Source organism: Corynebacterium sp. USCH3, from assembly GCF_037619475.1.
In the GTDB taxonomy this organism is placed as follows: Bacteria; Actinomycetota; Actinomycetes; order Mycobacteriales; family Mycobacteriaceae; genus Corynebacterium.
Map to the genome: position 1 here is coordinate 19,881 of NZ_JAQPZT010000002.1, position 15,464 is coordinate 35,344.

General features: G+C 67.6%; 14 protein-coding genes. 1 reads left to right on the forward strand and 13 read right to left on the reverse strand.

Going from position 1 to position 15,464, the window contains the following annotated elements:
- Window positions 1-13 precede the first annotated feature (13 nt).
- The 13 genes from PQI66_RS03380 to infC form a co-directional block, all read right to left on the reverse strand.
- The gene (locus PQI66_RS03380) at window positions 14-1,213 is read right to left on the reverse strand and encodes an argininosuccinate synthase (RefSeq protein WP_339996048.1); all 1,200 of its coding nucleotides are present in this window, start codon (window positions 1,211-1,213) and stop codon (window positions 14-16) included.
- 61 nt (window positions 1,214-1,274) lie between these two features.
- A complete protein-coding gene (gene argR, locus PQI66_RS03385; protein WP_339996049.1) occupies window positions 1,275-1,805 on the reverse strand; it encodes an arginine repressor in 531 nt (176 codons plus the stop codon).
- On the reverse strand, window positions 1,790-2,689 hold the full coding sequence (gene argF / locus PQI66_RS03390; RefSeq protein ID WP_339996050.1) for an ornithine carbamoyltransferase: 900 nt from the start codon (window positions 2,687-2,689) through the stop codon (window positions 1,790-1,792). The genes argR and argF overlap by 16 nt, the downstream gene beginning before the upstream one ends.
- The gene (locus PQI66_RS03395; RefSeq protein ID WP_339996051.1) at window positions 2,686-3,852 is read right to left on the reverse strand and encodes an acetylornithine transaminase; all 1,167 of its coding nucleotides are present in this window, start codon (window positions 3,850-3,852) and stop codon (window positions 2,686-2,688) included. The genes argF and PQI66_RS03395 overlap by 4 nt, the downstream gene beginning before the upstream one ends.
- Complete coding sequence (argB, locus tag PQI66_RS03400; RefSeq protein ID WP_339996052.1) at window positions 3,845-4,780, reverse strand: acetylglutamate kinase; 936 nt, start codon at window positions 4,778-4,780, stop codon at window positions 3,845-3,847. The genes PQI66_RS03395 and argB overlap by 8 nt, the downstream gene beginning before the upstream one ends.
- 12 nt (window positions 4,781-4,792) lie before the next feature.
- Entirely contained in the window at window positions 4,793-6,061 is a 1,269-nt protein-coding gene (gene argJ / locus PQI66_RS03405; RefSeq protein ID WP_339996053.1) for a bifunctional glutamate N-acetyltransferase/amino-acid acetyltransferase ArgJ, read from the reverse strand.
- Window positions 6,062-6,084: 23 nt separating this feature from the next.
- Window positions 6,085-7,098, reverse strand: a complete 1,014-nt coding sequence (gene argC / locus PQI66_RS03410) for an N-acetyl-gamma-glutamyl-phosphate reductase (RefSeq protein ID WP_339996054.1) — start codon at window positions 7,096-7,098, stop codon at window positions 6,085-6,087.
- A 74-nt stretch (window positions 7,099-7,172) separates the two neighbouring features.
- On the reverse strand, window positions 7,173-9,767 hold the full coding sequence (pheT, locus tag PQI66_RS03415) for a phenylalanine--tRNA ligase subunit beta (RefSeq protein WP_339996055.1): 2,595 nt from the start codon (window positions 9,765-9,767) through the stop codon (window positions 7,173-7,175).
- Window positions 9,768-9,831: 64 nt separating this feature from the next.
- Window positions 9,832-10,854 carry a phenylalanine--tRNA ligase subunit alpha gene (pheS, locus tag PQI66_RS03420; protein ID WP_339996788.1) on the reverse strand — a complete coding sequence of 341 codons (1,023 nt, stop codon included), beginning with the start codon at window positions 10,852-10,854 and terminating at the stop codon, window positions 9,832-9,834.
- A gap of 132 nt (window positions 10,855-10,986) precedes the next feature.
- Window positions 10,987-11,868 (reverse strand): TrmH family RNA methyltransferase, encoded by an 882-nt coding sequence (locus PQI66_RS03425; protein WP_445227990.1) that lies wholly within the window; start codon window positions 11,866-11,868, stop codon window positions 10,987-10,989.
- Between the two features lie 149 nt (window positions 11,869-12,017).
- Window positions 12,018-12,401 carry a 50S ribosomal protein L20 gene (gene rplT, locus PQI66_RS03430; RefSeq protein WP_339996057.1) on the reverse strand — a complete coding sequence of 128 codons (384 nt, stop codon included), beginning with the start codon at window positions 12,399-12,401 and terminating at the stop codon, window positions 12,018-12,020.
- A gap of 102 nt (window positions 12,402-12,503) precedes the next feature.
- Entirely contained in the window at window positions 12,504-12,698 is a 195-nt protein-coding gene (gene rpmI / locus PQI66_RS03435) for a 50S ribosomal protein L35 (protein WP_339996058.1), read from the reverse strand.
- A gap of 49 nt (window positions 12,699-12,747) precedes the next feature.
- Window positions 12,748-13,269: a translation initiation factor IF-3 gene (infC, locus tag PQI66_RS03440; protein ID WP_339996791.1), complete on the reverse strand. Its 522-nt coding sequence runs from the start codon at window positions 13,267-13,269 to the stop codon at window positions 12,748-12,750.
- 285 nt (window positions 13,270-13,554) lie between these two features.
- On the opposite strand from infC, the gene PQI66_RS03445 reads away from it, so the two are divergent.
- Window positions 13,555-15,456, forward strand: coding sequence for a hypothetical protein (locus PQI66_RS03445; protein ID WP_339996060.1), 1,902 nt, complete (start codon window positions 13,555-13,557; stop codon window positions 15,454-15,456).
- Window positions 15,457-15,464: the final 8 nt, after the last annotated feature.

Sequence of the window (15,464 nt, forward strand, 5' to 3'; positions counted from 1 at the left end):
CGGTCATCTGCGTTTACTTCCCGCCGCGGTCGCGCTTGTTGGCGATCTTCGAGGACAGGCCGTGCAGCTCCACGAAACCCTTCGACATCGTCTGGTCGAAGGTGTCGCCGGTGTCGTAGGTCGCCAGGTTGAAGTCGTAGAGCGACTCCTCCGAGCGGCGGCCGTTGACCACGATGTTCCCGTTGTGCAGCACCAGGCGGATGTCACCGGTGACGTGCTCCTGGGTGGATTCGATGAACGCGTCCAGGGACCGCTTCAGCGGGGAGAACCAGAGACCGTCGTAGACCTGGTTGGACCACTCGGCGTCGATGCCGCGCTTGTAGCGGGCCAGTTCACGCTCGACGGTGACGTCCTCCAGTGCCTCGTGTGCACGGATCAGGGTCAGTGCGCCCGGCGCCTCGTAGACCTCGCGGGACTTGATCCCGATCAGCCGGTCCTCGACCATGTCCAGACGACCCACACCCTGGGCACCTGCACGACGGTTCAGCTCCTCGATCGCCTCGAGGACCGTGACCTCACGGCCGTCGATGGCGACGGGTTTGCCTGACTTGAAGGAGATCGTCAGTTCGTCCGGTGCCTGGCCCAACGAGGGCTCCTCGGTGTACGCGTAGAGGTCCTTCGTCGGCGGGTTCCACAGGTCCTCGAGGAACCCGGTCTCGACCGCGCGGCCCCACACGTTCTGGTCGATCGAGAACGGGGACGACGCCGACTGCTCGATCGGGACGTTGTTCTCCTCGGCGAAGGCGATGGCCTTGTCACGGGTCCAGGCGAAGTCACGGGCCGGAGCGATGATCTTCAGCGACGGGTCGGTGTCCATGAATCCGACCTCGAAACGGACCTGGTCGTTGCCCTTGCCGGTGCAACCGTGCGCCACGTGGGTGCCACCGTGTTCCTGCGCGGCCTCCACCAGGTGCTTGACGATGAGCGGACGCGAGATCGCCGAGACCATCGGGTACTGCTTCATGTACATCGCGTTGGCCTTGATGGTCGGCAGGCAGTACTCCTCCGCGAACTCGTCACGGGCGTCGACGATGATCGACTCGACGGCGCCCGCACCGATGGCGCGCTGGCGCACGGACTCCATGTCCTCACCGCCCTGCCCGAGGTCGATGGAGACGGCGACGACGTCACCTCCGGTCATCTGCTTGAGGTACGGGATGGCGACGGTGGTGTCGAGGCCTCCGGAGTAGGCGAGTACGACGCGGTCAGTCATGGTGTTCGTCAGTCCTTTCGGAAAAGAGGGTAGGTAGGAAAAGTGTATCTGGTGGGGTGGTTCACTCGCGCACGGACGGTGGCGGGACGACCGACGGTGGCGCGGATACCGAGAGCTCGTGGAGATGCTCGGCCAGTGCCCGCCCGTCCACGGGGTCGCGGGCGAGGACGAACACGGTGTCGTCGCCGGCGATCGTGGCCACGACCTCAGGGAGGTCTGACCTGTCGATCACACTGGCCAGGTACTGCGCCGCCCCCGGGGGCGTCCGCAGGACCGCGGTATTGCCCGAGTAGTCGGTGCCGACCAACAGCTCGACCAGGATGCGTCGCAACCGTGCCGGACCGTCCGTGGCGAGGTCGGTGTCGCTGACACCGAGGCTGTAGAACGACTGTCCGTCGGCCCGGACCTTCCGGGCACCGAGATCCACGAGATCCCGGGACAACGTCGCCTGCGTGATCTCGACACCCTCGGTGGCGAGGAGGTCCTGGAGCTGCCGTTGACTGGCGACCCTGCGGCCGTCGATGAGCCTGCTGATCAGTCCCTGCCGGGCCGACCGGGTCAGCGGGCCCGGGTGGTTTACCGCAGCAGCCATTCCATCAGGGCCTTCTGCGCGTGGAGCCGGTTCTCTGCCTCGTCGAAGACGATCGACTGCGGCCCGTCGATGACACCGGCGGTCACTTCGTACCCCCGGTAGGCGGGCAGACAGTGCATGAACACCGCCTCCTTGTCCGCGGTGGCCATCAGCTCCTCGTTGACCTGGAAAGGCGCCAGCGCACCGGTGTCACGGTCCTCGTCCATTCCCATCGACACCCAGGTGTCGGTGATGACGACGTCGGCGCCACTGACGTCCGGGGTGCCGGTCACGGTCAGCGTCGCGCCCGTCTCGTCCGCACGGGCCTGCGCCCGGTCAACGAACCGCTGTTCAGGCTGGAAACCGGCGGGCGCGGCGATCGTGATGTCCACCCCCGCCGTGGCGAAACCGAGCATGTACGAGTTCGCCATGTTGTTGGCACCGTCGCCGAGGTAGACGGCCTTGAGACCCCGCAACGCACCCTTGTGCTGCCGGATGGTGAGCAGGTCGGCGAGGATCTGGCACGGGTGGAAGTCGTCGCACAGGGCGTTGATGATCGGCACGGTGGCGGTCTCCGCCATGTCGTGCAGGTTCTGGTGGGCACCGGTCCGCCAGACGACCGCGTCGACGAAGCGGGAGAGCACCGCACCGGTGTCCTGGTAGGACTCCTTCTTGCCCATCTGCGACTTCCCCGAGTCCACGACGATCGGGTGACCGCCGAGCTGGTTGATGCCGACGTCGAAGGAGAAACGCGTGCGGGTCGAGGTCTTGTCGAACAGGACGGCGACAGACTTGTTCGCCAGGCTGGTCCGGTAGGGGTCCTTGACCATCTCCATGCCCAGGTCGAGGATCTCGGCCTGTTCGGCGACGGAAACGGCGTCGTCGGCGAGGAAATGACGGGTCATGACAACAGCTCCTTCAGTGTCTCGAGGGATTCACGGACATCGGTGTCCGTGATGGTCAGGGGTGGGACGAGTCGGAGTACGTCGGGCGCCGGCTGATTGAGCAGCAGGCCTGCCTCCAGCGCCCGGTCGGCCAGCCCGGGACGGGGCTCGCGCAGCACGACGCCCAGCATCAGGCCCCGTCCGCGGATTCCGGCCACGGCGTCGCAGGAGCCGAGGTCATCGCGCACCAGCGCTTCCGTCGCGCGGACGTGGTCCAGGAGTCCGTCGGTCCGTATGGTGTCGATGACGGCGCTGCCGGCGGCACATGCCACCGGGTTGCCGCCGAAGGTGGAGCCGTGCTGCCCCTTGGACAGCAGCTGTGCGGCCGGTGTCGCCGCGACGCAGGCACCGATCGGGAGCCCACCGCCGAGTCCCTTGGCCAGCGTGACGATGTCCGGCAGGACGTCCTCGACCTGATAGCCGAACCACCGTCCGGTGCGCCCCATGCCTGCCTGCACTTCGTCGACGACCATGAGGATGCCGTGTTCGTCACAGAGCGCCCGGACCTCGGTGAGGAATCCCTCGGGTGCCGGGACGACGCCGGTCTCCCCCTGGATGGACTCGAGGAAAATCGCCGCGGTGTCGGAGGCCGTCCCGTCCTGTTCCACGAGGGCCCGCAGTGCCGCGATGTCGCCGTAAGGGTAGAACTCGACCCCGGCAGGCAGCGGCTCGAACGGGGCACGCTTGTCCGGCTGCCCGGTCAACGCGAGTGAGCCCATGGTACGGCCGTGGAAGCCGTGCTCGGCGGCCAGCACCCGGCCACGACCGGTCAAGCGTGCGATCTTGAACGCCGCCTCGTTGGCTTCCGCACCCGAGTTCGAGAAGAACACCTGCGCGTCCGGGGAGATCAGGTCCTGCAGCGACCTGGCCAACTCGACGACCCGGGGGTGGGCGTGGATGTTCGAGGTGTGCCCCAGGGTGGCGATCTGCCGGGACACTGCCTCGACGATGGCCGGGTGCGCGTGGCCGAGGGCGTTGACGGCGATCCCGGCGAGCAGGTCGATGTACTCACGGCCCTCGGAGTCCGTGACCCTCGCACCGTGGCCGGAGACGAGTTCCACGGCGGGGGTACCGTAGGTCGGCATCACCGCCGACTCCCAGTCGTGTTTCCAGTTCTCAGGCATGCGGGGACTCCCAGTCGTCGCGGGCGATCATCGTGCCGATGCCGCCTTCGGTCATGAGCTCGAGGATGACGGAGTGTCGTTCACGTCCGTCGATGACGTGTGCCGCCGAGACGCCGGTGCGGACCGCGCTCAGGCAGGCCTCCATCTTCGGGATCATCCCGGCGTCAAGGTCGGGCAGGATCTTGTCGAGTTCGTCCGGGGCGATCCGGGACACCAGCGAACTCTTGTCGGGCCAGTCGGTGTAGAGGCCTTCGACGTTGGTCAGCACCACGAGGCGTTCCGCGCCCACCGCCGCCGCCAGCGCGCCGGCGGCGGTGTCTGCGTTGACGTTGTAGACATTGCCGTCCTCGTCCGGTGCGAACGGGGCGACGACGGGGATGCGGCCGGCGTCGATGAGGTCCATGAGAACACTGGCGTTGACGTGCTCGATGTCGCCGACCCGTCCCAGGTCGACTTCCACCCCGTCGACCGTGGCGGTGCGCTTGACCGCGGTGAACAGGCCGGCGTCCTCACCCGAGGTACCGACGGCGAACGGACCGTGCTGGTTGATCAGGTTCACCAGTTCCCGGCCGACCTTGCCGAACAGGACCATGCGTACGTACTCCATCGTCTCAGGGGTGGTGACCCGGAATCCACCGACGAACTCTCCCGGCAGGTTCACCTTGTTGAGCATCTCGGTGATCTGGGGTCCGCCGCCATGCACCACGATCGGGTGGGCACCCACCGTCCGCAGGAAGGCCATGTCGGCGGCGAACGCCGCCTTGAGGTCCTCGTCGATCATGGCGTTGCCGCCGTACTTCACCACGACAATCTTGTCGCGGTAGTGCAGCAGCCACGGCAGCGCCTCGGCGAGGACGTTCGCCCGGGTGGCGGGGTCGAGGTCGGTGGCACCGCGGTAGACGACCTTCTCGGGGTCGGCGTCTGTCATGAGGCTGCCTTTCTAGGAGCTGTAGGCGGAGTTGATGTGGACGTAGTCGTGCGAGAGATCGGTTGTCCAGACGGTCGCCGTGCCCTCTCCCCCGGTCCCGAGGTCGACGAGCACGTCGATGTCCTCCCCGGAGAGGTCGACGTCGCGGGCACCGGGCGCGCCGGTGGCGTTGACACACACCGGCTGCCCGTTGAAGCTGACCGAGATCCGGTCGGGATCCATGGCCACCGGTGCCATCCCCACGGCGGCGAGGGTACGGCCCCAGTTCGGGTCGGAGCCGAACATCGCGCACTTGAACAGGCTGTCCCGTCCGAGGACGCGGGCCGCGGTCTTCGCGTCGGCGTCGGAGTCGGTGCCGGTGACCGTGATGGACACACGCTTGGTCACGCCCTCCGCGTCGGCCTGCAGCTGCCTGGCCAGGTCCAGGCAGACGGCATGGACGGCGGTGCGGAACTCGTCGTCGGACGGGGTGACGCCCGAGGCTCCGTTGGCCATGAGGATCACGGTGTCGTTGGTGGAGGTCGACCCGTCGATGTCGACGCAGTCGAAGGTCACCTCCGTGGACGCCTTGAGCGCGGGCGCGGGGTCCTCGACGTGGGCATCGGTGGTCAGCACGATCAGCATCGTCGCCAGCGAGGGGGCCATCATGCCCACACCCTTGCCCATGCCACCCAACGACCATCCGTCACCGTGGTAGACAGCCTGTTTGCTCACCAGGTCGGTAGTCATGATGGCCTCGGCGGCGGCGGTACCGGACTCCGGGGACGTCGCACCGTCACTCCGGACCTGAGCGGTGAGTGTGTCGACTCCGGCGAGGACCTTGTCCATCGGGAGGGTGTCCCCGATCAGCCCGGTCGAGCACACCGCCACCTCGTCGGGGGCGACGTCGAGTTTCTCTGCGACGGCGGCGACTGTCGCTGCGGCGTCCCGGTCGCCCTGATCCCCGTTGCAGGCGTTGGCGTTTCCGGCGTTGAGGATCACCGCGTGGAAGGTCCCGTCGTTGTTCGCGCGGGTGAGTTTCACCGGCGACGCGACGACCCGGTTACGGGTGAAGACGGCCGCGGCGGTGAACTCGGGGCCGTCGTTGACCACGAGGGCCATGTCCGGGTTGCCCGACGGTTTGATGCCGGCGGTGGTCGCCGCCGCACGGAACCCGTGGGCCGCGGTCACGCCGAGCGCCTCGGTGGTCTGCGCGACCGCATCGTCGTCTTCGGTGTCCCGCCCGTCCGTCAGATGGTCCGGGAAGGTGGCGGAGTCATTGGGGTCGAAATCGTCACTCATGGGTGGTGGTGTCCTTCGTTCGTCTACAGGCCGGCGGTGGGGAGACCGGCGGTCTCGTCCCAGCCCTGGATCAGGTTCAGGCACTGCACGGCGGCACCGGCGGTGCCCTTGGTCAGGTTGTCGATGGCACTCGTCGCCACAGCGACGCCATCGGTGACGGTGATCTGGATGTGTGCCATGTTGGTTCCCACGACGCTCTTGACCTCAGGTTGCCGTCCCTCGGGAAGAAGGTGGAGGAACGGTTCGTCGGCGCAGAAGCTCTCGTACGCGGAGCGAAGCTCGGCCGCGTCGCCGCGGGCGTCCGCGGCGACGGTCGTGAGGATTCCCCGCCCGAGGGGTGCGAGCACCGGAGTGAAGGTGACACGCGTGTCGCCCGCCCCCGGGAGCACCCGCCGGATGTTCTGGGCGATCTCGGGGGTGTGCCGGTGGGTGCCGACCTTGTAGGCACGCAGGTTGCCCATCGTCTCCCCGCCGAGGAGTTCGACGGCGGGCTTCTTGCCCGCTCCCGTGACACCGGTAACGGAGACGACCGAGACGTCCGGGCTCAGCAGCCCCGCAGCCATCCCCGGCAGCAGGGCGAGGGTGGCCCCGGTCGGGAAGCAGCCGGGGACGGCGACACCGGTCGCTGCGGCGACGGTGGCCCGGTTACCGGGAAGCTCCGGGATGCCGTAGGGCCAGCTGCCAGGGTAGGTCCCCCCGTAGTAGGTGTCCCAGTCCGCCGCGGACGACAGGCGCCGGTCCGCCCCACAGTCCAGCACGACGGTGTCGCCCAGGTCGAGCGAGGAGGAGACACCGTGCGGAAGTGCGAGGATGGCGACGTCATGGGCGGCGAGAACCTCCTCGGTGGTCTCGTCGACGGTGCGGTCGGCGAGTTGCGGCAGGGCGGGAACGAGGTCCCCGAAACGCTGGCCGGCGTTGGACGCACCGGTGAGGGCGCCGATCTGGAAGTCCCGGCCGTGACCGGGGTGGTTCAGGAGCAGCCGGAGAGCTTCCCCTCCGGCGTATCCACTGGCGCCTGCGACTGCGATCGAGATCATTGTGCAAGTATGCACCCGATCACAGTCGGGCGCAAGTTATGCATTGATCTGATTTTTATGCAGGCGGACCATTGTCAGCCGCGCAGCGTCGCGCCGACCTTCTCCGCGGCAGCGGTCACGGCCGCCTCGCGGGCGGCGGAGGCTTCGTCCTCGGTGAGGGTCCGGTCCGTGGCACGGAACCGCAGGGTGAAGGTCAGCGACTTCTGCGAGTCCCCGAGCGCCTCGGCACGGTAGACGTCGAACAGGCGGATGTGCTCCAGCAGCTCGCCGGCACCCGACGCCAGTGCCTCCTCGACCGCGGCGACCGGCGTCGTCTCGTCGACGACCACGGCGACGTCCTGGTTGACGGCGGGGAACGGGGAGATCACGGGCTTCGGGAATGTCTCGACCAGTGGAAGTGCGTCGAGGTTCATCTCGAGCGCCACCGTCCGCCGGGGCAGCCCCGCGCGTTCGCAGACCTGGGGGTGCAGTTCACCGGCGTGCCCCACGACAACGGCATCGGTGGCATCTGCGCCGCCTGTGCCGCCGGCGACGAGTATCTCGGCGCACCGTCCCGGATGCCACGGCAGGTACTCCGCATTGCGCAGGGTGATCTCGACTCCGGCTGCACGGGCCACCGTGCGTGCCGCCTCGATCGCGTCCGACGTCTCGAACGGAACGGCGTCGCCCCAGGTTCCCGGCAGGACCCTGTCGCCGGCGGCGATCACGGCGACGTTCAGCGGCTGCTCCGGCAGTGAGGACAACAGGGCCGCCACGTCCTCGTCGGACGGACGCACCGACACCGACGGCATCGGTGACCTGCCGGACCCGGAAGTCGGACTGGTCACCTGCTCCACGCCGTAGAGCGCGACGTCATGCTGGCCACGGGAGACGTTGCGCCGCAACGACTCCATCATGGACGGCAGCAGGCTCGTCCCGATCGTGGCGACGTCGTTCTCGAGCGGATTGAGCACCCGCACCGCAGCCCGCCTCGGGTCGTCGGCGTCCAACCCCCAGACATCGAAGACGTCGTTCGGGACGAAGGGGCTCGGAAGGATCTCGACGTAACCGCCCCACGCCAGGGCGTGGCCGACCGAGCGGCGCATGCGCTGGCGCCGGGAGAGTCCACGTCCGGCCGGCGCGGTGGGGACGATCGACGGGATCTTGTCGAGGCCTTCGAGCCGCAGCACCTCTTCGACGAGGTCAGCGGGCATGGTGAGGTCCGGGCGCCAGGTGGGCGGGGTCACCTCGATCGCCTTGGCACCGTTGGAGTCCCGCTCACCGGTCTCCCGCACAGCGCACCCGACCTCGGTCAGGCGCGCCACCGTCGTGCCGGTCGGGTAGATCATGCCCGCGGTCTTCCCCGGACGTGAGGTGTGCATGTCGATCACCGGCATGCCGGGGACGGAGCCGACGAGGCTCACCCCGGCCTCGACCTGCCCGCCGGCGATCCTCGTCAACAGGGCGACGGCGAAGTCGAGGGCCGCCTCGATCACGGCCGGGTCGGTCCCCCGCTCGAACCGGCGCGAGGACTCCGAGGACAGGCGGTGCCGCCTGGAGGTCCGTGCCACGGTGATCTGGTCGAAGAAGGCCGCCTCGAAGTAGACACTGGTGGTCGAGTCGGAGATCTCGGAGGTCGACCCCCCCATGACACCTGCCAGGGACTGGATGCCGTTCTGGTCGGAGATCACCACGTCCTCACCGGACAGCGTGCGCTCGACACCGTCGAGCGTGGTGAGCGTCTCCCCCTCGGTCGCGAGGTGGATGTGGAGGTTCCCGTCGATGCGGTCGGCGTCGAAGGCATGCATCGGCTGCCCCAGCAGGAACATGATGTAGTTGGTGACGTCGGTGGCGGGGTTGACGGGACGCTGACCGCAGAGCAGCAGTTCCCGCTGCAGCCAGTACGGTGACTCCGCGTCCGTGGCGATCCCGGACACCTTGCGGATCCCGAAACGGGCACACTTCGTCGACTCATCGACGGTGATCTCCGGGAGGTCACCGCGGTCGGTCTCGTGCGGCAGCCCGGCGAGCAGGTCTGTCGGAAGCGCTGCCGCCGCCGGATCGTCGGCGGGGTCCCGGAAGGTCAACGAGAACGAGCTGGCGAGTTCACGTGCCAACCCGCGGGCGGAGAGGGCGTACCCCCGGTCGGGCGTGATGTTCACGTCGAAGACGGTGTCGTCGAGACCCAGGAACTCGCGTGCGTCCTCGCCGACGACGATGCGCGGATCGTCCGTTTCAGCACCCCGCAGAGCGATGATTCCGGCGGTCTGCACCTTCGCCAGGCCAAGCTCGGCCGCGGAACACATCATGCCCTCGGACGTCCTGCCGTAGGTTTCACGTGCGCTGATCTCGAAACCGCCGGGCAGTACCGCACCGGGCAGGGAGACGATGACGATGTCGCCTTCCCGGAAGTTCCTGGCACCGCAGATGATGTGCTGCAGTTCTCCGGACCCGTTGGCGCCGGCGACGTTGACGTCACAGTAGCGGATCGGCTTCTTGAAACCCTCGAGCTCCTCGATGTGCTCGACGCGCCCGAACACCAGCGGACCGGTCGTCGGCTCGATGTGCCCGTAACCTTCGGTCTCGAAGCCGACGCGGACGAAGCCTGCGTCCAGTTCCTCGGCGGAGACCGAGAACGGCGCGGTGGAGGTCTGGAGAAGGCGGGTGAGCCAGGACTGTGAGATCAGCATTGACGGGTGCTCGGTTCCTCTAGGTTGTGTCAGGGATGGTCAGGCCGGTGGTGGTGCACCGGGGTCAGCCGCGGATTCCGAAGGGCTCCGTGAAACGGACGTCGCCCTCCACCATGTCGCGCATGTCAGGCAGGCCGTTGCGGAACTGCAACGTTCTCTCGATTCCCATGCCGAAGGCGAAACCGGAGTAGACCTCCGCGTCCACACCGACGGCGGTCAGGACGTTGGGGTTGACCATGCCGCAGCCGCCCCACTCGATCCACCCGGCGCCCCCCTTCTTGTCGGGGAACCAGACGTCCACCTCTGCGGACGGCTCGGTGAACGGGAAGAAGTTGGGTCGGATACGGGTGACCGCATCCTCGCCGAACAGGGTGCGGGCGAGGTGGTCCAACGTGCCCTTGAGGTGTGCCATCGTCAGCCCTTTGTCGACGGCCAGCCCTTCGACCTGGTGGAATACCGGGGTGTGGGTGGCGTCCAGTTCGTCCGTGCGGAAGACCCGCCCCGGACAGGCGATGTAGACCGGTACGTCGCGGTCGAGCATCGTGCGGACCTGAACGGGCGAGGTGTGTGTCCGCAGAACCTGACCGGACCCCTCCGGTGCGATGTGGAAGGTGTCCTGCAGCGTGCGGGCCGGATGATCAGGCAGGAAGTTCAGGGCGTCGAAGTTGAAGTACTCCGCCTCCACCTCAGGACCGTCGGCGATCTCCCAGCCCATGCCGACGAAGATGTCGGCGATCTGCTCCGACAGGATCGTGATCGGATGCTGGGCACCGCGCTGACCTCGGGTGGTCGGCGCGGTGACGTCGATGCGCTCGGCCGCGAGAACCTGGGCGTTTCGCTTCTCCTCGAGGGCCACCTTGGTCGCCGCATAGGCCTTCTCGATGCGCCCCCGCGCCTGGTTGACCAGACGGCCGGCGTCCTTCCGCTGTTCCTTCGGCAACGACCCGAGGTTCCGGCGGGCAGCCGGGACAGGTGCGTCATCTCCGAGATGTGCACGGCGCAGTTCGGCCAACGCGTCCAGGTCGTCGGCAGCGGCGAACGCCTGTTCGGCGGCGTCCGCCGCACCTTCCAGCCCGGCCTCACTCATGTCGATGTCGTCAGCCACCTACCGCACCTCGCGCTCGTTCTCGTCCCGGTCGATCCCCTTTTGGAGTCGACTCAAGATGATACCAATCAGCCGCGCGCCACGGGTGGTCGGGGACACGGTCTCAGTGACGGCTCACACGGTCCTGGCCACGCGCGCGGTCTCGTAGAGGCAGATGGCTGCAGCGGTGACGAGGTTCAGGCTCTCCGCCTTCCCCCCCATGGGAATCGAGACCCGCACGTCCGCCAGGTCCTGCCAGTCACCGAGCCCGTGCGCCTCGTTACCGAACAGCCACGCGATCTTCTGCCCGAGCAGCGGCGTGCCGTCCGGGGACACCGACGCGTCGTCGAGCGAGATGTCACCGTCACCCGCGGTCGCCAGGACGGTGAACCCCCGGTCGTGCAGTACGTCGATCACCTCCGCGACACCGGTGTGTCGGGCGACGGGGAGGTGGAACAGCGAACCCGCGGAGGACCGCACCGCCTTACCCCCCTGCGGATCGACGGTCGCGCCGGCGAAGACCACACCGCTGGCGCCCGTCGCGTCCGCCACACGCACCAGGGCCCCGGCATTGCCCGGTTCGGAGGTCTCCACGGCAACGGCCACGAAGGTCCCACCTACGGCGTCTGCCAGGTCGACGAGCTGGTGTCGGCACAGGGCGAAGATGCCTGTCGGTGTCACCGACTCCGACAGTGCAGTAGCCGCCCGGTCGGTGATGAGGTGGACCCGGACGCCGCGGTCGTCCCCGCCGGTCAGGTGGTCGAGCTCCGTACCGACCGCCTCCAGCCCCTGTTCAGTGAGGTACACCTCGACGACGTCCCCGTTCCGCAACGCAGCAGAGACCGCATTGGACCCTTCCGCGAGGAACCGGCCGGCCTTCTTCCTCGCTGCGGCACGGTGGAGTTTGGCCGCGTTCACGATGCGCGGCGTGCGCTCGGTGAAGGGTTCGTCCCCCATCCAGGTGCGCCAGTCGGCGGCGAGAGGGTGTGCGGTGCCTGTGGGCGACGGTTCAGTCATGGTCCATGATTCTAGCGCGGAGCGACACCTCGCCTACCCCGCCCCTCGGCCCCGGGGCGACAGAGACGACGAACCGCGCCACTCCCCGTGGCGTACACGGGGGGGTGGCGCGGTGATCTCGCAGCAGGATCGCGGCAGGCGGTGCGTCCCTAGTTGGACAGCGGTGCGTTGACGTCCTCCGGGAGGGCTGCCTTCGCTGCCTCGACCAGAGCGGTGAAGGCCTGCGGGTCCGAGACGGCGATCTCGGCGAGGTTCTTGCGGTCGACCTCGATCTCCGCCAGGCGCAGCCCCTGGATCAGGCGGTTGTAGGTGATGTCGTTGGCCCGGGCTGCAGCGTTGATGCGCTGGATCCAGAGCTTGCGGAACTCACCCTTGCGAGCGCGGCGGTCGCGGAAGGCGTAGGTCTTGGAGTGGAGGACCTGCTCCTTGGCCTTGCGGTACAGGCGGGAGCGCTGGCCGCGGTAGCCGGAGGCCTCGTTGAGGATCTCGCGACGCTTCTTCTTCGCGTTCACTGAGCGCTTGACACGTGCCATGGTGGGACGTCCTTATCTTCTAGCTTCTTGATCTTCTGGGACTACCGGACTACCCGGTGTTCCCTGGAATTACGGGATACGAGTCGAGGCGGGAGAAGGCGCTCAGGCCTTGCCCAGCAGACGCTTGACGCGCTTGACGTCGGCCGGTGCAACTTCCTCGGTGCCCTTGAGGCGACGGGTGCGCTTGGAGGGCTTCCCCTCCAGGAGGTGGCGACGGTTGGCCTGCTCGCGGCGCAGCTTGCCGGAACCGGTGACCTTGATGCGCTTGGCGGTGCCCTTGTGGGTCTTCTGCTTCATCGTGGATCCTTCACTTCTTCGTGGATAGGTGCCGACCGGGGTCGGGGAACTACTTCTTGCCCTTGCGGACAGGTCCCAGCACCATCGTCATATTGCGACCGTCCTGCTTTGCCCGGGTCTCAACAACGCCGTACTCACGCACGTCCTCAGCCAACCGTTCGAGCAACCGGAAGCCCAGCTCAGGGCGGGACTGCTCGCGACCGCGGAACATGATGGTGACCTTGACCTTGGATCCCTTGTCCAGGAACCGGACCACGTTGGACTTCTTCGTCTCGTAGTCGTTGTCGCTGATCTTGGGACGGAACTTCTGCTCCTTGACCACGGTCTGCTGCTGGTTCTTGCGAGCCTCGCGAGCCTTCTGGTCCTGTTCGTACTTGAACTTGCCGAAATCCATGATCTTGCACACGGGCGGCTTGGCGTTCGGTGCAACCTCGACGAGGTCGAGGTCTGCGTCATAGGCCAGCTTGCGTGCATCGTCAATACGGACGATACCGACCTGTTCGCCTCCCGGACCGACGAGTCGGACCTCGGGAACTCGAATCCGGTCGTTAATGCGAGCTTGTGCGCTGATGAGAACTCCTCAGTAGCAGTGGTAGAAACGTGTACCGCGTACTGCGAGTGTGATCCCCCGGACGGTGCACATGCACCGCACCTCGGACGGCACCGGTGCATCCACGACGGTGGCGACCGGTGACCGTTCCAGTGACCCGAACCCTGCCGGACGGCGGTTTCAGGTGGGAGAGACTCCACTTGCAGCCTGACATCGTTGACAGGCGGTAGTGGACTGAACACTAACAGACGCCCCCGACGTTGACAAGCTGCCGATAATGCCGCGCCCGCCTGCTAGTTTTAGGACATGAACAGAATGCGACATCCGGGGGCGGAGGGGTCACCGCATGAGATCGACATACTCCGACGGCAGCTCGAGCTGTCACTGCAACGTTCAGAGGCCGCACACCGGGACACGGTCCGCGTCACCTCGGAGTTGCTCGCGAAACTCTACGGTACCGTCCCTGCACCGCCTCCGGAGCAACACCCGACACCGGCTCCGTCCGCGGCACGGCCGGACGCCTGGCCGTCCGCCCCGGCACCGTCTGCTTCCACACCCGCGCCGCCCCTGGCGCCCTCGGCAGGTCTGCCACGAGCGCCCCGCAGTCATCCCGGCACAGTGGTCTCCGGCCCCGTCTCCCGCTACCTCGAGGACAAGGACAAGGTCACCATCGGTGTATCCGCTCTCGGAGGTGTCATCACCGTCATCGGTCTGGTCTTCCTCGCGGTGCAGGCCTTCAGCCGGGGCTGGCTCGGCCCGGCGAGCGCCGTCTCGGCGGCGGCGGTACTCTGCCTGCTGCTGATCACCGGTGGCTTCGCGGTTCACCATCGACACCCCACCGGGCCGACGGCACCGGCCCTAGTCAGCGTAGGTGTGCTCGGCATGTTCACTGACCTGTGGGTTCTCGTCTTCGGACTCGGGTGGATGGAACCGATGCCCGGCGTTGTCCTGGTGGCCGGCATCGCCGCCGCGGGGTTGCTCACCGCCTGGGCGTGGTCCCACCAGGTGCTGGCCGTGATCCTCCTGATCGCCGGGACCGGGTTTCTCACTCCCGCGGTCCTCCACCTCCTGCAGGTGTCCACCACCCACCGCTTCGAGGCACTGTCACTGGTCGTCGTCGCACTCATCGGTGCCGCTGCCACCTGGCACAGGGAGTGGACGGCGGTTTCCTGGTCGTCCGCCGCCGTTCTCGTCCTCGGATCCGTGGTCCTGTACGGCGACGGGCAGCGCATGGCTCTGACGGTCTGTGCGCTCACCGGGGTGGCCCTCATGACCTGGTTGGCGTTGTCGGCCCCGGGGCAGTCGGCGGGCCTGTCGGCGGCCACCCGGTGGATCCCGGCCTCGCTTGTCCCGGTACTCCTCCTGCTCTCCGACACCGCCGGGCCGATGTCCGTCACGGCAGCCTCGGTCGCCTGCCTCGCCATCGCAGGCGCCCCGGTGGTCGGCAGTACCGCTGCCTCGGTGTTCCTCGGGATACCGCTGCGGACGGGTCCCCCTGATGCCACTACCCCCGGAGACGCGACCCCCGCGCCCGGTCTAACTGCCGCGCTGTGCACCGGCGTCGCCGGACTGACCGCGGTGATGATGGTCCGGCAGAGCGACCCGTTCGCCGTGTCGTCCCTGTGGTGGATGGTCGCTCTCGTCGCACTGGCCACCACTCTGGTGGTGGTCTCCGACCGGCTGCCGACGATTCTGGTGTGGGGCGTGTTCCTCGTCACCCTCGCCTATGCGCTTCCCCGGGCCGTTCCCGCCTGGATCGAGACGGACGTCCACCCCGCCATCATGTGGCCGGTACTGCTCGTGACGGCGGCACCGGGCGTCATGGTCCTCAGGCAGTCCCGCGCACTGGGCGCGGCCCGGGAACTGACACTGCTGCTGGCCGCGGTACTCCTGGTTGTGGTGTCGTCGGCCATCCCCCTGATCTTCCTCACGGTCAGTGACACCGACAGTGCGTTCATGGCGGGCCACCTGGTGATGTCGGTCTCGTGGATGAGCCTCGGGGTCACCATGCTTGCCAGGGACAACGGGCCTGCAGGCCTCGTGCTGGCGCTGCTGGCGTCCGCGAAGCTCGTCTTCTACGACCTCTCTGCCCTGGCCGGGCTGATCCAGGTGGCGGCGTTCATCATCTGCGGCGCGATTCTCCTCGTCGCCGCACTGCTGCGGGAGCGCGGACGGAAGGCCCCCGGCCCGTCGTCCGACTCCCTCTGATCACCTGT